This window comes from Streptosporangium amethystogenes (assembly GCF_000721075.1).
Taxonomy (GTDB): domain Bacteria; phylum Actinomycetota; class Actinomycetes; order Streptosporangiales; family Streptosporangiaceae; genus Streptosporangium; species Streptosporangium amethystogenes.
This window is the reverse complement of the sequence record NZ_JOEQ01000051.1, coordinates 15,846-32,159: the sequence shown is the minus strand read 5'-3', so window position 1 is coordinate 32,159 and position 16,314 is coordinate 15,846. Positions and strand designations below refer to the sequence as shown.

The window sequence follows — 16,314 nt, the reverse complement described above, 5'->3', positions numbered from 1 at the left end:
CCGGGCGTGCAGTGTGGCCGACGCTTGCCGCCGGTCAAGTCCTGCGCCTCCTCGCTGCGCTCGTCGGCTCCGGACTGGACAGTCGGCCGCGCACCGGCCCGGCACGCCGTAAGGGACGAGACGGGGACCGGGCGGGGAGAGGAAATGTCAGGTCCGCTGCATGGTTTCGGGGGAATCCGGCGTGACCTGCGGCTCGACAAGTTAGTCCGGACGGGGGGCTCATGGTCGTCCGGACTAACTTGTCGGTTTCTGCTGTCCGTTCCCAGATGATCTGTTTCAGCTCCTGGCCCGCGCTCACAACGCGATGGGGCGATACTTGAGATTGCCCTGTCCGCTATCGGCACCTCGGGGCGATGTCCCCCGTCGATATGTCCGCGCGTTCGGGGGCACGGCCAGCGCGGCCAACGCGACTCCGAGCCGTCGTTCCGTCGCGAGGGAGCGGCCAACGTGCCAGGATAAATCACGTCAAGCCGTAACTCGCGTGGGCCGGTATCGCAGGGCGACCGCCCCCGACCGGAACTCACGGCGGTCCACGGGCTCGAGCTGGATGCGCTCGCGCAGACCGGCGAGCAACGTCGGCCCGTGTCCGGCAAGGACCGGCTGCACAAGGAACTCGTACTCGTCGATCAGTCCCAGATCTGCCAACGCCAGGGGGAGCGTCACGCCACCCACCCACAGGCCCTCGCCTGACTCCTGCTTGAGCCGCTGAACCGCTTGCCCGAAGTCGCCTCGCACCAGCTCGGCATTCCAATCGACCGCGCTCAGCGTGCTCGACACAACGTACTTCTTCGCCCGGTCGATGGTCTCGGCGAACGGGATCTGCCACTCATCCATCCAGTCAGGCCACGTGTCCGTGGCCGGCTTCCGCCACGCCGACTCCATCATCTCGTAGGTCACCCGGCCGAATAGCAGGGCATCGGCTCGCTCCATCTCAGCGGTCCAGTAACGCATCGACTCCTCGTCCGGGGGGAGCCCTGCCTCGTGATGGCAGCAGCCGTCGAGCGTGACGTTGATCGAGTATCGAAGTGGTCTCATCTCGTTGCTCTCCCTTGATGCGCGCAGCGCGTTTTCACCGGACGTCTACTTAGACGACTGTCGGCGCCATTTCTCATCGGCGCCCGATCCCACCTACTCAACACCGTCGTGATGCGAACCAGACCGCAGACTGAGCGCGCGACCGATTCGGGCGCTCGGGGCGTTCAGGTTCGCAACGGGACGGCGCTCATAACGCTCGACTTCGATGCACGGTGCCACGTCACCTACCGTCGGCTCAGGGCCAACGACGAACGTCGCAAACGTTGCCTGACGCGGCACTAGCTGCGATAACGCCAGCTTCTACACACTTCTCGGCATCCGCGAGGCCATCCACCACGCCGGCACCTTCCAAGGCCGTAGCCGCCGCAACCAGCGCCGTCCGCGCCGCGAACAATTCCCGCTGTATCCGGGCCAGCCCCACCCTGCCCGCCTCACCCTCGGTACCGCCGTCTGTGACCGCCCGGGCATCGCGCAGCACCGTCTCCCCCACGTACGCGGCGACAGCCAACTCAGCCGCCGCCGCGGCTGCGGCTACTTCCTGGAACTCCTCGACGCTGAACTTCACCTTCAAGCTGTGCGAGCGGCCCGACGAGACGTATGCCCGACGCCGAGCCAGCCTCGGCAATGCTCGGCCCGCCGGGCCATCAGCACTCACAAGACTGGATTTTGCACCACCAGCCCCGACAGTTACCCCAGAACTCCGACATCCCATCCGACAGGTTCATCCGGACACCGACAGGCCCACATGGACCGGACAGGAAAGCAGAGGCTCAGGGACACTGAACCCACCGGGATTTATGCAACAAACGTCCGGTTCTGAGCCGACAGTGGATCGATGATGCCCTTTCTGCGCTGCTGGCCGCTGGCCTGCGCTGGAACGGAGGGACTTGGCAGTGATTTGAAAGGTTGTGGATGTGCGTGAAAGGATCATTGCTGGATTGAGAAGTCTTCATCCTGAGTGAACATCGAGGAGGCGGGTTGGCGCTGGCGGTCGTCCGGCCTCTGCGAGAGCAGCGGGTGCTGGAGACGGAAGAGGAGCTCGCAGACTTCGAGCTGGACGTGCTGGCTGGCTTTGTTCTCGCCCGGCACGCGGCAGGGCTGATGGACAGCACGATCCGTGGCGACACCAATCATCTGCAGCTTGTCCGCAACTGGTTCGAGCGGCCGCTCATCTGCAGCTTGTCCGCAACTGGTTCGAGCGGCCGCTGTGGGAGATGGAGCCACGCGACGCGGACCGCTACTTCGGCACCGTCTTGCGTAAGGTGTCGTCGTCGACGCGGGCAGCTCGGGCGCAGACGCTGGTCACCTACTTTGAGTTCCTCGAACTGCGTCACGCGGTCGAGCTGCACGAACTGACCGGCCGCCTGGTCGAGTGCCCGATCGACGAGATGAACCGGCCACGAATGTCGGTAGACGCCCAGCTGCGAATCCCGCCGACCGAGGCGGAGCTTGAGCAGCTGTTCAGCGGCTGGCGCGAGGAGCTGGCGACATGCCGCAAGTTCGCGCCGGCGGCCCGGAACTACATGGTGGCACGGCTCTCGGCGGACGTGGGGTTGCGGATCAACGAGGCATGCAAGCTCGATTTGGACGATGTCCGCTGGGAACTGGGCCGGTTCGGCAAGCTCAACGTCCGCCACGGCAAAGGCTCTCGCAGGAAAGGGCCGAAACAGCGCCTGGTGCCACTGATCAACGGTGCGGACCGCGCGCTGACGTGGTTCATCGAAGACGTGTGGAGCCAGTTCGACGCCGACCACTCGCTGCCCGGGGCACCGTTGTTCCCCTCCGAGCGCCGGCGGGTTGACGGCCCGGGCGCACGGGTGAGTACCGATGCGCCGCGACGCGCGTTGGCTGATGCCGTCACCCAGCACTTGCCGAGCTGGACCGGCAAGCTGACCCCGCATGTGCTGCGGCACTACTGCGCGAGCCAGCTCTACCAAGTGGGGGCGGACATCGTCGCGATCCAGGAATTGCTCGGGCACTCGTGGATCTCTACGACGATGCGCTACGTCCACGTGCACGGAACCCGTGTCGGGGACGCCGTGATGCGCGGTCAGCAGCGCGCCGCCCAGCGTTGGGAAGGACTGATCCGATGAAGTGGAACCTGCGCCTGGCGGCCGCGAATCGCGGTATCTGGAAGGCCAGTGAGCTCCGCCGGATGCTCGCCGAGCGCGGCGTGGAGATGAGTACGGGGAAGATGTCCGGCCTGTGGTCCGGCCAGCCGAACGTCCTGCGCCCGGAGGAGCTGGACGCGTTCTGCGCGGTACTCGGATGCGAGATCAGCGATCTGATCACAGCCGAACCGGAGAAGGTTCCCGCTGCCTCTCCCGCCGGGCAGGAGGCCAGTACGGCGGTCGGGCAAGGAACCCTCGCCACGGGCTCAGCCCGGGTGGTGACACCGAAACCGAGGTCTGGCCGCTCGCTGCCGCCCCGGTGACAGGCCCATGAGTCACCAATCGGCCCGCGGCCTCTCCTGCCGGACATGCGGAGGACCGATCGAGGCCGGCACGAGTCAGCGTGGCGGTCGCCCACGGTCACATTGCCACTCGTGCCGTCCATCGAGGACAGAGGCGCGGCGGGCTGATCGCGCGTCCGAGAGCCCGATCGCGCCTTGCCGCACGTGTGGACGTCCAGTAGACCGCTGGGCGTCGGCGCGAGGTGGACGACCTCGATCACGCTGCCTGCAATGTCGCCCATCCCAAAGTCAGCCCAGCGCTGCCGAGGTGCGGCTCGACGACCTGATCGGCGATCTGCCCGAGGTGTCCGCGCACCGCTCGGTGCTGATCTGCGTGGCTGAAAGGGCTCAGGCCGCAGACTGGACGGCTCCTAGTCTCAGGCGGGTGCTGGTGGGGCTTCGGCAGGTGCTCGATGGACATCCCGATGGGCAATCGGTTCGGCTCAGTCGGGTGCGCGCCGTGCTCGGGGCCACGCCGGGCAGCCGGTTGGCGCGCACCGTCCTTGACGATCTCGGCCTGCTCGTCGATGACACCGTGCCCGCGATGCGGACCTGGATCGATCGCCAGTGTGAAGCGCTCCCAGCGGGCTACCGCGCCGAGGTCCGGGCCTGGCTGCTCGTCTTGTCGGAGGGCGACGAACGCGCCAGACCACGAGCAACGGCCACGATCTACGCCTACTTCGGGCGGGTCCGACCGCATCTGCTCGCCTGGTCGGGAACTCGCGGCCAGCTGCGTGAGGTCACCGAAAGCGATGTGTCACAGGTGCTGGACAAGCTCCGCGGTCACGCCCTTACGGGGACATTTACCTCACTGCGATCGCTGTTTCAGTTCGCCAAGCGCCGCCGCTTGGTCTTCGCCGACCCAACCCGCCGATTAAGCGCCGGCTGCGCACCCACGCGCGCGCTGCTGCCGATGACCGACGAGGAGATCGGCGCCGTCCAAGCGGTGGCGGTGAGCCCAGCCCAGCGCCTGATCATTGCGTTGGCCGCCCTCTACGCGGCCCGCGCGAAGGCAATCCGCGAACTGACCCTCGACGACATCGATCTGGGCAGACGTCTCATCCGGATTGGCGGCCTCGAACACCGGCTGTCGGAACTCGCGCAAAGTGCGCTGGTTACGTGGCTGGAGCACCGGCGCCGCCAGTGGCCCCGCACGCACAATCGCCACGCGCTGGTTTCAGGGGCGTCCGCGATCGGCACCGGGCCGATCAGCGACTACTACCTGAGCTGGCACCTCCTGCTGCAAGGGGTCCAGCTGGAGCAGATCCGTGGGGACCGCATCCTGCAGGAGGCTCTCGCGACAGGAGCGGATCCCCTGCACCTGGTGACGGCGTTCAACCTCAGCCCGAAGACCGCAATCGGCTACGCCAATATCGCGAGGAGCCTGCTGGAGCGCCCCATCGAGGCGGCCGAGGCGTCGCCCGAGCCTTTCATGGGGCCTCAGCGCCCGGAGCCTTCCTGTTGATCTGGTCGATAGCGAGGGCGGCGGCGGTGCCGATAACCGTGTTGATCTCGTTCTCATTGATCCAGGGCCGGTGTGCTCGTGTGAAGACTGCGGCCGCGTAGCGGCGCCCGTCTGTCCTCTCCAGGACTCCGATCTCGTTGCGGATCACTCCGAACAGGCTTCCGCTCTTGGCCGCGACGCGGACATCACGTTGAAAGCCCATCGCCAGGCGATTCTTGGTCACTTGCTGAGCCATCAGGTGGCGGACCTGGGCGCACGCCTCAGCGGGGCCGGCCTCGTCGCGCCAGATCAGGCGCAGCAACCGGGCCATTTCCCTGGCGGTCGTGCGGATCGCATGTTCGGGTTGCATGGCCCGGGAGGACCACAGCCGTTCCTGCAGTTCCTGGGATTCATCGGCCGAGCGTGCCGTGGCCGTTGCGTGAGTCAGTTCTGCCCAGTCGGTAAATCTCGCGTCCTGGCCTATCGAGTCGAGCATGCCCTGCAGGGAGAAGGGAATCGCGGTCACCTTCAGCCCCAATTCGGTCAGGGTTGCTCGAACGCGGTCCAGGCCGACACGATCGATGAGGATGTCGGTGGCCGCGTTATCGCTCACGACCAGCATCATCCTGGTCAGGTCGCGTATGGAAGCGTCGACTTCGTCGGCGAAGGTGGAAAAGCCGGTCGGGCCTACTGTTCGCGCGTTGGGCCTGATACGGACTCGGTCTTGTAGATCAAAATGGCCCGCGTCGGCCTGTCGGAAGACTTCCACGGCTATGGCGACCTTGAAGACCGAGGCAGCCACGACCAGGTCATCGCCGCCGACGTGCACTTCCGCGGTGCCGTCTATGTCCAGGACGCATAGCCATCCATCGCAACTGGCATCTGCAAAGAGCTTTTGAATCGACTTACTGACCACATGATCACCCTGGCAGAGCATGGTGGATTGCACCAGGTCGGCGTGTCATGAAGATGCGACTTCGAAGTCGTCTGTCCGATCGTGAGGGAGAGCCCCGGTAGACCTGCGCGACATGGCCCCTCCGGACGAGGCGTGGCAAGGAACACCCCCGTCAACTGAGCGCGATCTCGCTCACGACATCGACAAAGTCCGTGGGTTCCCTCGTGCGCACGTTCATTGGCGCTGAACCTGCAGGGATCCCGTCAGCAAGATAGGCGATCAAGGCACCTGATCGCGGTCCGGTCCCTCCGGGGCGCTGCGCTGAGTCGACGCCGGTTGCCGGTGAGGTCCCGGTGCTGGCTCAGTTTCGGGACTTTCGGGACACCCCTACGCGCGGGCGCGCGAGCTCCCCGATCGATCTTTGGGGAGGATCGGAAAGGATTTTGGCGGTAGGGCTGCAGCGGTGATGATCTACGGGGTCAGCGGGTCGGCCACAACTTCACGCTGTCATCGAGGCTGCCGGTGGCGAGGGTTTTACCGTCCGGGCTGAAGGCCACCGAGTAGACCCAGTCGGTGTGGCCGGTGAGGGTGGCGACGGTGTTGCGGCCGGCCACGTCCCACAACTTCACGCTCTTGTCGATGCTGCCGGTGGCGAGGAGTTTTCCGTCCGGGCTGAACGCCACCCAGAAGACCCAATGGGTGTGGCCGGTGAGGGTGGCGCTCGGTGCGAGATTGGCGACGATCGGTGTGGGGTCGAAGGTGCCGGTGAGGGCGATCGCGGTCGGCGCGCCGACCGCGGCCAGGGTGCCGAGCCCGCCCAGGAGCAGGGTGCGGCGGGATAGTGGGCGGCGCTGCCGCGGCGGGGGCGTGGTCACACCCGTAGGTGTAGAAGATCAGGCTTGAGATTGACTTGAGGGCCTCTGCGTCGCCTTCTGCCCGCCGGGGTCGATCGGTTCGCCGGAGGTGAACGGTTCCGGAGCGCGGCCGCGCCCGGCAGGCGCGCCGGGCCGGGTCACCGCCCCTGTCCCGTCTCATTCAATCTGGGGCACCGCAGGTCAGAGGCTTCCGATGCCTCAGATTGAATGAGACGGGACAAATCAGTAAGAGATGGCCACATGAACCTGGAGCGTCCAGCCGGCGATGACTGTATGACGCCGGGCCTTAGCGGTAATGACGGTGCCGGGGTGGATGCCTCCCCCGACGAGCCGAGCCTGTCCGGGATCGTGCTCGCCCGGCGTGCTCCGACCAACGATGCGGCGCGTATGGATGATGCGGTCGTTACACCACCGCCGCCCGCGACGCGTTGCGCGCCTACCGCCGCGCCTGGAGCGCCAAACCCGGCAACACGGTACGCAAGGCCCCGCCGATCACCATCGACATCCTGCGCAGCCTCATCGCACATACCCCCGATGACACCCCTACCGGGATCCGGGATCGGGCCGCGCTGGTGCTCGGCTTCGCGCTGATGGGCCGGCGCAGCGAGCTCGCCGCCCTCGACTGTGAACACCTCACCTTCCCGCGCCAGGGACTGGAGGTGTTCGTCCCCGTCAGCAAAACCGACCAAGATGCCGCCGGGCAGACCGTCGCGGTCCCCTACGGCTCCCACCTTTCCACCTGCCCGGTCCGCTCGGTGCAGGCCTGGCTGGCCGTGCTGTGCGAGCTCGTGCAGTTGCCGCACCTGCCACGCGGCGCCCAGCCCGCGGCCTGCCGGGGTGTAGGGCGGCAAGCCGGGAAGGCCGGCGCTCTGCGGCAGATCGGTGGCGTCGTACAGCGGGGCGAGGATGATCCCGTCGTAGGTCACGCTCGCCAGCGCCTGCTCCGGTGACGGGGCATCGTGGCCCGACCGGCGCAAGACCTCCCGCGCCAGCTCCCTCCACCGCTCGCGATCGGCGGGGGGAAACCCGGTGCCGCTCACGTGCGGTCCTTGATCTCGCAGATGACCGCGCCCGCGCTCACGGTGGCTCCCACCTTCGCGGACATGCCGGTCACGGTTCCGGTTTTGTGGGCGGTCAGGGGTTGTTCCATCTTCATGGCCTCCAGGACGACGAGAGTGTCGCCCGCGTCGACCTGGTCGCCGTCGGATGCCATGACCTTGACGATGGTTCCCTGCATGGGGCTGACCAGGAAGTCACCGCTCGCCGCGGCCTTGGCGCTGCCCGCGCCGCCACGCCGGCGGGTGCTCGGGGCGCGGGTCGCGCCGCTGTCGTGTCGCGTGCCGCCGAGGCCGGCGGGCAGGACGACCTCCAGGCGCCGGCCCGCCACCTCGACGGTGATGCGCTCACGCTCGCCGGGGTCGGCGCGGTCGGCGCGGTCGGCGGCGGGGGTGGCCGGGCCGGGGTGGGAGGTGATCGTGTTGTCGAACCCGGTCTCGATCCAGCGGGTGTGGACGGTGAAGGGTTCGCCGGTGAAGGCGGGGTCTGCGACCACGGCCCGGTGGAAGGGCAGCACGGTCGGCATGCCGTCGATCTCGAACTCGGCCAGCGCCCGGCGGGCGCGCTCCAGCGCCTGGGCACGGGTGGCGCCGGTGACGACGAGCTTGGCCACCAGGGAGTCGAAGGAGCCCGGTACAGTCTCGCCCTGCTCGTAGCCGGAGTCCACCCGCACGCCGGGGCCGCAGGGGGCACGCCAGCGGGTGATGGTGCCGGGGGCGGGCAGGAAGCCACGCCCGGCGTCCTCGGCGTTGATCCGGAACTCGATCGAGTGCCCGCGGACCGCGGGGTCGTCGTAGCCGAGCTCCTCACCGGCCGCGATGCGGAACATCTCCCGCACCAGGTCGACACCGGTGATCTCCTCGGTGACCGGGTGCTCGACCTGCAGGCGGGTGTTGACCTCCAAAAACGACACCGTGCCGTCCTGGCCGATGAGGAACTCACACGTCCCGGCGCCCACGTATCCGGCCTCGCGCAAGATCGCCTTGGAGCTGTCGCGCAGCACGGCCTCCTGCTCGGCGGTGAGGAACGGCGCGGGTGCCTCCTCCACCAGTTTCTGGTGGCGGCGCTGCAGTGAGCAGTCCCGGGTGGAGACCACCACGACGGTGCCGCGGGTGTCGGCCAGGCATTGGGTCTCCACGTGCCGTGGCCTGTCGAGGTAGCGCTCGACGAAGCACTCGCCGCGGCCGAACGCGGTGACGGCCTCGCGCACCGCCGACTCGTACAGCTCGGGGATCTCCTCGAGCGTGCGGGCGACCTTCAGGCCGCGCCCGCCGCCGCCGTAGGCGGCCTTGATCGCGATCGGCAGGCCGTGCTCGGCGGCGAAGGCGATCACCTCCTCGGCGCCGGAGACGGGATCGGAGGTGCCCGCGACCAGCGGGGCACCGACCTTCTGCGCGATGTGACGCGCCTGGACCTTGTCGCCGAGCGCGACGATCGCCGAGGGGGGCGGGCCGATCCAGGTCAGCCCGGCATCGATCACGGCCTGGGCGAAGGCGGCGTTCTCGGCAAGGAAACCGTACCCGGGATGGACCGCGTCGGCCCCGGACCGCCCGGCCACCTCGATGATCTTCTCGATGGACAGGTAGGTCTCGCCCGGGGTGGCGCCGCCCAGCGCGTAGGCCTCGTCGGCCATGCGCGCGTGCAGCCCGTCGCGGTCCTGGTCGGCGTACACCGCCACGGCGGCGATGCCGGCGTCCCGGCAGGCCCGGATGACGCGGACGGCGATCTCACCGCGGTTGGCGATCAGGACCTTTCGCACGGTCGTGCTCACAGGGATCCTCCACGGGTCCACGTCGATGCCCGCCAGCCGTCCGTGCCCGCGGCCAGGGGCCGGCGCAGGGCGTGGTGGCGGGCCAGGTGGCGCCAGCCGACGGACGCCGGCGGTGGGTCAGGGCGTCGCGTTCGCCGTGTCACCAGCAGTGCCACGGCGAGCGCGGCCAGCTCCTCGGGCGAGGGGGCGCCCTTGGTCACCCGCATCTCGCTCACAGCGGGATGTTTCCATGCTTCTTGGGCGGCAGGGCGTCGCGTTTGCCGCGCAGCATCCGCAGGGCGCGAACGACCTCGCGCCGGGTCTCGCGCGGCGCGATCACCGCGTCGACGTAGCCGCGTTCGGCCGCCAGGTAGGGCGTGGCGAGGGCGTCGTCGTACTCTTGCGCCAGCTCGGCCCGCAGCGCGTCGGGGTCGTCGCAGGCGGCCAGTCTCCTGCGGTGCAGGATGTTGACCGCGCCCTGGGCGCCCATCACGGCGATCTGAGCGGTCGGCCAGGCCAGGTTGACATCGGCCCCCAGATGTTTGGAGCCCATCACGTCGTAGGCGCCGCCGTAGGCCTTACGGGTGATGACCGTGACGAGCGGCACCGTGGCCTCGGCGTAGGCGTACAGCAGCTTGGCCCCGCGCCGGATGATGCCGTTCCACTCCTGCTCGGTGCCGGGCAGGAAACCGGGCACGTCCACCAGCGTCAGCACGGGGATCCCGAACGCGTCGCAGGTGCGCACGAACCGGGCGGCCTTCTCGCTGGCGGCGATGTCCAGCGTGCCCGCCAGCCGCATGGGCTGGTTGGCCACGACGCCGACCGAGCGGCCCTCCACCCGTCCGAAGCCGACCACGATGTTGGGCGCGAACAGTGCCTGCACCTCCAGAAACTCGCCGTCGTCCAGCAGCGCGGCGATGACGTCGCACATGTCGTAGGGCTGGTTCGGGGAGTCGGGGATGAGCGTGTCGAGCACCCGATCCTCATCCCCGACCTCCAGATCCGCGACGACGGGCAAGGACACGGGCTCGTCGAGGTTGTTCTGCGGCAGGTAGGACAGCAGGGCCCGGGCGTACTCCAGCGCGTCGTCCTCGTCGTGGGCCAGATGGTGGGCGTTGCCGCTGCGGCTGTTGTGGACCCGGGCGCCGCCCAACTCTTCGAAGGTGACGTCCTCGCCGGTGACCGTCTTGATGACATCCGGGCCGGTGACGAACATGTGGGACGCCTCATCGACCATGATCGTGAAATCGGTGAGGGCGGGCGAGTAGACGTGCCCCCCCGCGCAGGCGCCCATGATCAGGGAGATCTGCGGGATCACGCCGGAGGCGCGGACGTTGCGGCGGAAGATCTCACCGTACAGTCCCAGCGAGACGACGCCCTCCTGGATGCGCGCGCCCGCGCCCTCGTTGATCCCGACGATCGGCGCCCCGATCCGCACCGCGAGGTCCATGACCTTGCAGATCTTCTCGCCGTAGACCTCGCCCAGGCTGCCGCCGAGCACGGTGAAGTCCTGGGAGAAGACACAGACGGTGCGGCCGTCGACCGTCCCGTGACCGGTGATCACCCCGTCGCCGGGGAAGCGGACGCGCTCCATGCCGAAGGAGGTGCTGCGGTGCACGGCCAGGGCGTCCAGTTCGACGAACGATCCGGGGTCCAGGAGGCGCTCGATCCTTTCCCGGGCGGTGAGCCTGCCCTTGGCGTGCCGGCGGGCGGCCGCCCGCTTCTGGGCGGCACGAAACGCCTCATCCAGGCGCTCTTCGAGCAGGCTGAGGCTGCCCGCGGTCGTACGCGGCTCCATCGATCACCATATTCATTATTGAGACTCAGTTTCACCGTGACGATACTCAGTATCATCGCGGCGGACAAGCCCTGCGTCCGCGACAATGAACGCCATGGCCACACCGCCCATCAGTCACCGCCTCGCCGAAGCGGCGGTGGCGCTGTTCGACGAGAACGGCTACGACGAGACGACCGTCGACGACATCGCGGCCCGCGCGGGAGCCAGCCGCAGCACGTTCTTCCGCCACTACCGCTCGAAGGAAGACGCGATCTTCCCCGACCACGACACCCTGCTCGCCGCCGTCGACGCCCGGCTGCGGGCCTCCACCGCCGACACCGCGATCGTCGCCGTGACCGACGCGGTGCGCCTGGTGCTGGCGCACTACGTGCAAGACGCCGAGGTGTCGCTGCGCCGCTACCGCCTCGTCGGGCGGGTACCGGCCCTGCGCGACCGCGAGATCGCCAGCGTCGCCCGCTACCAACGCCTGTTCCGAGAGTTCATCGGCACCTGGCTGGCCGACTCCCCCGACGCGGGCCTGCGCGCCGAGCTCATGGCCGCCTCCGTCGTCGCGGCGCACAACCAGGTCCTGCGCGGGTGGCTGCGCGCCGGCGGCACCTATGACCCCTCAGGTCCCCTCGACCACGCCCTCGGGTATGTGATCGCGACCTTCCGTCATCTCGAGCGGCCCCAGGACGGTGAGAACCAGGTCGTCGTCGCCACCTTCGACCGCTCCGCCTCTCCCCAGGCGGTCATGGAGGCCATCCAGGCGCACCTACAGCAGCGTCCCGTCTGAAACGGCCTGCGTTCGGCGGTCGGCCGCCGCGACGACGGTCCTGACGAACGTGCGCTCGCCCCGGTCGTGGCGGCTCCTCGATCGCCGCCCCGCCGGCCCTGCGCGAAGACGAAGGGCCCTCCTCACCACCAGCCCGACGACCGCTCCTCGGGAGAGCCGCCACGTCCTTTTTGGAGCTTGTCTTTGGTTCGCTACGTTTTTGATCTTGAAACTTCCGACGGCCTTTACAATGTAGATTTATAAGGTCACAGGGGAGGACCGTCACCGTCGGCGGACGACATGAACCGCCGGCGCCGCACCGGCTCACCCGCGCCTGAGGGCGCGGCCTCTACCTGTCTTAGGGGCTGAGAACCCGTTCTCTGGGGCGATGAGGCCCCTCCCCGGCAAGGCCTGCCTCTCAGCCATGACCGAGGTATTCCAGCACGATCCGCTCGAACTCCTCGCGACGCTCCAGCATCGCCCAGTGGCAGGCCCGTGCGAAGACGTGAAGTTCGGCGTTGGCGATGAGCCGCAGCGGCAGGAACGCGCTCTCCAAGGGCGTCACCCGGTCGTCGCGGCCATAGGTGATCAGTACGTGGTGCCTCAGCTCCCCCAGCCTGGTCCACAGTGGTGCGGCGGTCCCTGCCCGGGCGTGCCGCATCGCCGCGGCGTAGAAGTCGCGGGTGAACGTCAGCGCCTGTGGCGCCGTGGCAGCCTGCCAGCGCCGTTCGATGTGCTCCTCGGTGAGGAAGGACCGGTCGCCCACCATCGACTCCATCCAGGCCACCAGCTTGTCCCTGGTGGGGTCGGTGGTGAACTCGACGAGCCGTTTGATCCCCTCGGTCGGCTGCGGGCCGAAGAGCGGGAAACCCACGCCGCCCGGTCCCATCAGCACCAGCCGGCCGGCTCTCGCGGGGGTGTCCAGCGCGAACCGGGTCGCCAGCATTCCCCCCAGGGAGTTGCCGACGATGTGGACCCGCTCCACCCCCTCCGCGGCCAGGACGTGATCGATCGCCTCGATCGCCACCGCGGCGTAGTCGCGGTCGAGGCTTGGCACGTGGCTGCGGCCGTACCCGGGCAGGTCCGGGGCGATGACCCTGTAGTGCTCGGCGAAGGCGGCGAGCACGCCGCCCCAGTTCGCCCAGGCGCTCACCCCCGGCCTCGACCACTGCCGGTGCCCTTGAGCCCGACGACGTTCCAGGAGTCCTCGACGATCGTGTAGTCCTGGCGAGGCAGCACGACGTGCATTCCCTGGGGCGGGCTCAGCGGCCTGCTGTCGGCGTCGCCGCGCATCGCTCCCAGGAAGACCCACCGGCAGTGGTCGGTGCCGGAGGAGAACTGCCAGCGCCCGCGCAGCAGGTAGCCGCCGTCGACCGGCCGGGCCACCCCGGTCATCGCGTACGGCGAGCCGACCCATGTGTCCTGGTCGTCTCCCCAGACCTCCTCACGCAGCCGCGCATCGGCCATGGCCAGCTCCCACGGGTGCATCCCCACCACGCCGGCCACCCAGCCGCTCGCTCCGCAGGAGGCGGCTAGCGCCATGACCGCCTCGGCGAACACGCGAGGGTGGGCGGCGTAGCCGCCGTGTTCCCGCGGCTGCAGCAGCCGCATCACCCCGGTGTCCTTGAGGATCTTCGCCGATTCGTCGGCCAGGCGCCCCTGCCGCTCCGACTCCTCCGCGAGCCCTGCCAGGCGCTCGGAGGCGGCGTGGATCCGCTCCAGCACCTCGTGCTTGTTGACGACCTCGGCAGTCACTGATGGCACCTCCTGGGCTCCGGCCGGATGGACGTACCTGGACGGTAGGGGCGCTCCGGCCGCGCGCCCCATGCTCTCTCCCGCTGATCGGGAGCGATGTCAGCCTGTGATGTGCGCCCGGCTCGCCTCGATCGCGCGCAGGCGCCGTTCGAGCAGGCCGACGGCTTCGGGGTCGGGATCCGGTGTCAGACGCAGGGCCTGGAGGCGGGCGATCGTCTCGGCCTGCTCCTGGTCCAGCCGCTCGTCGGCCAGGTCGCGGGTGAGCAGGTCCTGCTCGGTCCAGTCGGAGGCGGGGATGTCCTCGTCTGCCATGGCTCAGCCCGCCTGTCCCGCGTGGAAGCCGAACAGTTCGCGCGCGTTCAGCTCCACGATCTGGTGGACCTCGTCGTCGGGGATGTCGGCGAAGACCTTCTCGGCGTAGGTGCGGCTGGCCGGCCAGTAGGAGTCCGAGTGCGGGTAGTCGCATTCCCAGGTGAGGTTTCCCAGTCCGATGTCGTGCCTGGCCTTCAGGCCGGCGACGTCGTCGATGAAGCAGCCGTAGATGTGCTTGCGGAACAGGTCGGAGGGGCGTACGTCCTTGACGACGTTCTGGTACCAGCGGTGGCGCTGCCAGGTGCCGTCGATGCGCTCCAGCAGGTAGGGGACCCAGCCGACGCCTCCTTCCGACAGCGCGACGCGGAGCTTCGGATGGCGGTGGAAGACCGGGGAGAACAGCAGGTGCGCGGTCGCCGACATCGAGTTGGTGCCGTACAACGCGATGGTGACGGCGTAGGGCGCCTCGGGCGCGGTCACGGGCGGGGAGCCGGAGGAGCCGAAGTGCATGCACAATGGCATGCCGGTGTCCTCGGCGGCGGAGAACACGCCGTCCCAGTGGTCGGTGTAGATGGACGGCAGGCCCAGCGGCACGGGGTTCTCCGGGAACGTGATGCCTTTGGCGCCCTTGGCCGCGGTGCGGTGGATCTCGGCCACGCACAGCTCGGGATCCCACAGCGGCAGGATGATCAGCGGGATGAGACGGTCGGGGGCGGTGGCGCACCATTCGTCGATGACGAAGTCGTTGTAGGCGCACACGCACGCCAGGCCCAGGTCGGGGTCCTTGCTCTCCACGGTGAACATCGCTCCGGCGAAGCGCGGGAAGGACGGGAAGTTCGCCGCGGCGAACACCCCGTCCAGGTCCATGTCGACGATCCGCGCCGCGGGGTCGTAGCAGCCGGGGATCATGTCGGCGTAGCGCACCGATTCCACGCCGAACTCCTCGGGGCGTTTGCCGGCCACGGCGTTGAGCCCGATGGCCGGGAAGCGCTTGTCCTCGTAGTACCAGACCTGGATCGGCGCTCCCCCGGAGGGTGAGGGCTCGTCGACGATGCGCGGGCCGCGTTCCAGGTGGGTGCGCGACAGGCGGTCGGCCCACACGCGGGGGTGTTCGATGAGGTGGTCGTCGACCGAGATGAGCTTCATCCACGGTTGCAGCGGCATGGGGCCTCCTGAGCTCTGCGCGCGGGCGGCGTGGCCGACCTGGTGCTCCTGGAGGGCCCTCTTCGCGACGTGCTGGCCGACCCGCACGCGGGCCGGGTGCGCATGACCCTCATCGACGGGCAGTGCGTGTACCGGGCGCCGTGAGAGCGTTTCCCGAAGAGGTCCTCGAACGTGAGCCGACTGCGGAAAGCGAGAGTGTGGGAGGAGCCCGGTTCTCCGTGGGCGGAGCGTGTCCGCTCACTGGTGGGCGCCGCCGTCGACGCGGATCTCGGTGCCGGTGATGAAGGCGCCGTCGTCGGAGAGGAGCATGGCCACGACGCCGGCGACGTTCTCCGGGCCGGGGATGCCGTCGCCGATGGCGGCGGTGAGCTTGGTGAACAGGTTCCAGTCGACGTCCTGCGGCACCAGCTGCGTGATGTTGTTGGTGATGCCGCTGCTGATGCCGCCCGGGACGATGTTCACCGCGCGCAGACCCTGGCGGGAGTACTCCTGGGCGATGCTGTGGGTGAAGGAGGCGACGCCGCCCTTGCTGGCCGAGTACGCGGCCATGAAGGGGTGGGCGAAGAACGCGGAGGTGGAGCTGAAGTTCACCACCACGCCGCGGCCGGTCTGCAGCAGGGCGGGCAGCGCGGCCCGGGTCATCAGGAAGGTGCCGGTGAGGTTGACGGCGATGATCTGGTTCCACAGCTCCAGCGAGCAGTCGTGGGTGTGCGCGCCGCGCAGGATGCCCGCGGCGTTGACCAGCGCGTCCAGGCCGCCGAGCTCGGTCACCGTCGCGGTGACGACCTGGTTCACCGAGCTTTCGTCGGCGATGTTCACCGTGCGCGTGGTGAGCCGGTCGGCGGTGCCGGCCTGGGTGGCCAGCGCGAAGGTGTCCTTCAGGCCGTCCTCGGCGATGTCGGTGGCGACGACGCGGGCGCCCTCCTCCAGCAGCCGCAGCGCGGTGGCCTGGCCGATGCCGGAGGCCGCGCCGGTGAGCAGCACGCGCCGGTCGGTGAGTCGCATCATGTCTTCTCTCTTTTCC

18 protein-coding genes are annotated in these 16,314 nt (G+C 68.7%); 5 read left to right on the top strand and 13 right to left on the bottom strand.

From position 1 onward, the window contains the following. Positions 1-465: 465 nt before the first annotated feature. The 3 genes from IG98_RS0140315 to IG98_RS52885 all read right to left on the bottom strand — a co-directional run bounded on the left by IG98_RS0140315 (position 466) and on the right by IG98_RS52885 (position 2,169). Positions 466-1,035: a dihydrofolate reductase family protein gene (locus IG98_RS0140315; protein ID WP_030925166.1), complete on the bottom strand. Its 570-nt coding sequence runs from the start codon at positions 1,033-1,035 to the stop codon at positions 466-468. Positions 1,036-1,270: 235 nt separating this feature from the next. Next, positions 1,271-1,600 carry a hypothetical protein gene (locus IG98_RS0140310; RefSeq protein ID WP_051753550.1) on the bottom strand — a complete coding sequence of 110 codons (330 nt, stop codon included), beginning with the start codon at positions 1,598-1,600 and terminating at the stop codon, positions 1,271-1,273. Positions 1,601-1,962: 362 nt separating this feature from the next. Then, positions 1,963-2,169, bottom strand: coding sequence for a hypothetical protein (locus tag IG98_RS52885; protein ID WP_211264315.1), 207 nt, complete (start codon positions 2,167-2,169; stop codon positions 1,963-1,965). Positions 2,170-2,249: 80 nt separating this feature from the next. Here IG98_RS52885 and IG98_RS45945 point away from each other — a divergent pair, with 80 nt between their 5' ends. From IG98_RS45945 to IG98_RS0140295, 3 genes are all read left to right on the top strand, one after another. Further along, entirely contained in the window at positions 2,250-3,128 is an 879-nt protein-coding gene (locus IG98_RS45945) for a tyrosine-type recombinase/integrase (RefSeq protein ID WP_211264314.1), read from the top strand. Further along, positions 3,125-3,469, top strand: coding sequence for a helix-turn-helix domain-containing protein (locus IG98_RS0140300; protein WP_030925162.1), 345 nt, complete (start codon positions 3,125-3,127; stop codon positions 3,467-3,469). Before IG98_RS45945 ends, IG98_RS0140300 begins: the two co-directional genes overlap by 4 nt. 286 nt (positions 3,470-3,755) lie before the next feature. Then, the gene (locus IG98_RS0140295) at positions 3,756-4,952 is read left to right on the top strand and encodes a site-specific integrase (RefSeq protein ID WP_051753549.1); all 1,197 of its coding nucleotides are present in this window, start codon (positions 3,756-3,758) and stop codon (positions 4,950-4,952) included. Here IG98_RS0140295 and IG98_RS0140290 read toward each other — a convergent pair. Together IG98_RS0140290 and IG98_RS0140285 are read right to left on the bottom strand one after the other, a co-directional pair. Then, entirely contained in the window at positions 4,918-5,880 is a 963-nt protein-coding gene (locus IG98_RS0140290) for a serine hydrolase (RefSeq protein WP_051753548.1), read from the bottom strand. The two genes, IG98_RS0140295 and IG98_RS0140290, sit on opposite strands and share 35 nt — an antisense overlap. Before the next feature lie 425 nt (positions 5,881-6,305). Continuing rightward, complete coding sequence (locus IG98_RS0140285) at positions 6,306-6,701, bottom strand: WD40 repeat domain-containing protein (protein ID WP_030925155.1); 396 nt, start codon at positions 6,699-6,701, stop codon at positions 6,306-6,308. A 428-nt stretch (positions 6,702-7,129) separates the two neighbouring features. Here IG98_RS0140285 and IG98_RS51460 point away from each other — a divergent pair, with 428 nt between their 5' ends. Then, a complete protein-coding gene (locus IG98_RS51460) occupies positions 7,130-7,651 on the top strand; it encodes a site-specific integrase (RefSeq protein WP_051753547.1) in 522 nt (173 codons plus the stop codon). A gap of 86 nt (positions 7,652-7,737) precedes the next feature. Here IG98_RS51460 and IG98_RS0140275 read toward each other — a convergent pair whose 3' ends face one another. Genes IG98_RS0140275 through IG98_RS0140265 form a run of 3 tightly spaced genes read right to left on the bottom strand, consistent with a single transcriptional unit; the run spans position 7,738 to position 11,305 of the window. After that, positions 7,738-9,516: an acetyl/propionyl/methylcrotonyl-CoA carboxylase subunit alpha gene (locus IG98_RS0140275; protein WP_030925150.1), complete on the bottom strand. Its 1,779-nt coding sequence runs from the start codon at positions 9,514-9,516 to the stop codon at positions 7,738-7,740. 8 nt (positions 9,517-9,524) lie between these two features. After that, positions 9,525-9,734 (bottom strand): acyl-CoA carboxylase epsilon subunit, encoded by a 210-nt coding sequence (locus tag IG98_RS0140270; RefSeq protein ID WP_157594794.1) that lies wholly within the window; start codon positions 9,732-9,734, stop codon positions 9,525-9,527. A 5-nt stretch (positions 9,735-9,739) separates the two neighbouring features. Then, entirely contained in the window at positions 9,740-11,305 is a 1,566-nt protein-coding gene (locus IG98_RS0140265) for an acyl-CoA carboxylase subunit beta (RefSeq protein ID WP_030925147.1), read from the bottom strand. Positions 11,306-11,399: 94 nt separating this feature from the next. Between IG98_RS0140265 and IG98_RS0140260 the strand changes: the two genes are divergently transcribed. Continuing rightward, positions 11,400-12,080 (top strand): TetR/AcrR family transcriptional regulator, encoded by a 681-nt coding sequence (locus IG98_RS0140260; RefSeq protein WP_030925145.1) that lies wholly within the window; start codon positions 11,400-11,402, stop codon positions 12,078-12,080. Positions 12,081-12,477: 397 nt separating this feature from the next. Here the strand turns inward: IG98_RS0140260 and IG98_RS0140255 are convergent, their stop codons facing one another. The 5 genes from IG98_RS0140255 to IG98_RS0140230 all read right to left on the bottom strand — a co-directional run bounded on the left by IG98_RS0140255 (position 12,478) and on the right by IG98_RS0140230 (position 16,298). Next, a complete protein-coding gene (locus IG98_RS0140255; RefSeq protein WP_051753546.1) occupies positions 12,478-13,212 on the bottom strand; it encodes an alpha/beta fold hydrolase in 735 nt (244 codons plus the stop codon). After that, positions 13,209-13,814 (bottom strand): acyl-CoA dehydrogenase family protein, encoded by a 606-nt coding sequence (locus IG98_RS52170; RefSeq protein WP_051753545.1) that lies wholly within the window; start codon positions 13,812-13,814, stop codon positions 13,209-13,211. Before IG98_RS52170 ends, IG98_RS0140255 begins: the two co-directional genes overlap by 4 nt. 99 nt (positions 13,815-13,913) lie before the next feature. Continuing rightward, positions 13,914-14,126, bottom strand: a complete 213-nt coding sequence (locus IG98_RS0140245; protein ID WP_030925137.1) for a hypothetical protein — start codon at positions 14,124-14,126, stop codon at positions 13,914-13,916. Positions 14,127-14,129: 3 nt separating this feature from the next. Then, a complete protein-coding gene (locus IG98_RS0140240; protein ID WP_030925134.1) occupies positions 14,130-15,290 on the bottom strand; it encodes an amidohydrolase family protein in 1,161 nt (386 codons plus the stop codon). A gap of 237 nt (positions 15,291-15,527) precedes the next feature. Beyond that, positions 15,528-16,298: an SDR family NAD(P)-dependent oxidoreductase gene (locus IG98_RS0140230; RefSeq protein ID WP_030925132.1), complete on the bottom strand. Its 771-nt coding sequence runs from the start codon at positions 16,296-16,298 to the stop codon at positions 15,528-15,530. Positions 16,299-16,314 lie beyond the last annotated feature (16 nt).

Bases quoted from the DNA above. Each gene is read 5' to 3' on its own strand.
- IG98_RS0140315 (WP_030925166.1), bottom strand. From the start codon at position 1,035: ATGAGACCACTTCGATACTCGATCAACGTCACGCTCGACGGCTGCTGC.
- IG98_RS52885 (WP_211264315.1), bottom strand. From the start codon at position 2,169: ATGATTGGTGTCGCCACGGATCGTGCTGTCCATCAGCCCTGCCGCGTG.
- IG98_RS45945 (WP_211264314.1), top strand. From the start codon at position 2,250: ATGGAGCCACGCGACGCGGACCGCTACTTCGGCACCGTCTTGCGTAAG.
- IG98_RS0140300 (WP_030925162.1), top strand. From the start codon at position 3,125: ATGAAGTGGAACCTGCGCCTGGCGGCCGCGAATCGCGGTATCTGGAAG.
- IG98_RS0140270 (WP_157594794.1), bottom strand. From the start codon at position 9,734: ATGCGGGTGACCAAGGGCGCCCCCTCGCCCGAGGAGCTGGCCGCGCTC.
- IG98_RS0140265 (WP_030925147.1), bottom strand. From the start codon at position 11,305: ATGGAGCCGCGTACGACCGCGGGCAGCCTCAGCCTGCTCGAAGAGCGC.
- IG98_RS0140260 (WP_030925145.1), top strand. From the start codon at position 11,400: ATGGCCACACCGCCCATCAGTCACCGCCTCGCCGAAGCGGCGGTGGCG.
- IG98_RS0140245 (WP_030925137.1), bottom strand. From the start codon at position 14,126: ATGGCAGACGAGGACATCCCCGCCTCCGACTGGACCGAGCAGGACCTG.
- IG98_RS0140240 (WP_030925134.1), bottom strand. From the start codon at position 15,290: ATGCCGCTGCAACCGTGGATGAAGCTCATCTCGGTCGACGACCACCTC.
- IG98_RS0140230 (WP_030925132.1), bottom strand. From the start codon at position 16,298: ATGATGCGACTCACCGACCGGCGCGTGCTGCTCACCGGCGCGGCCTCC.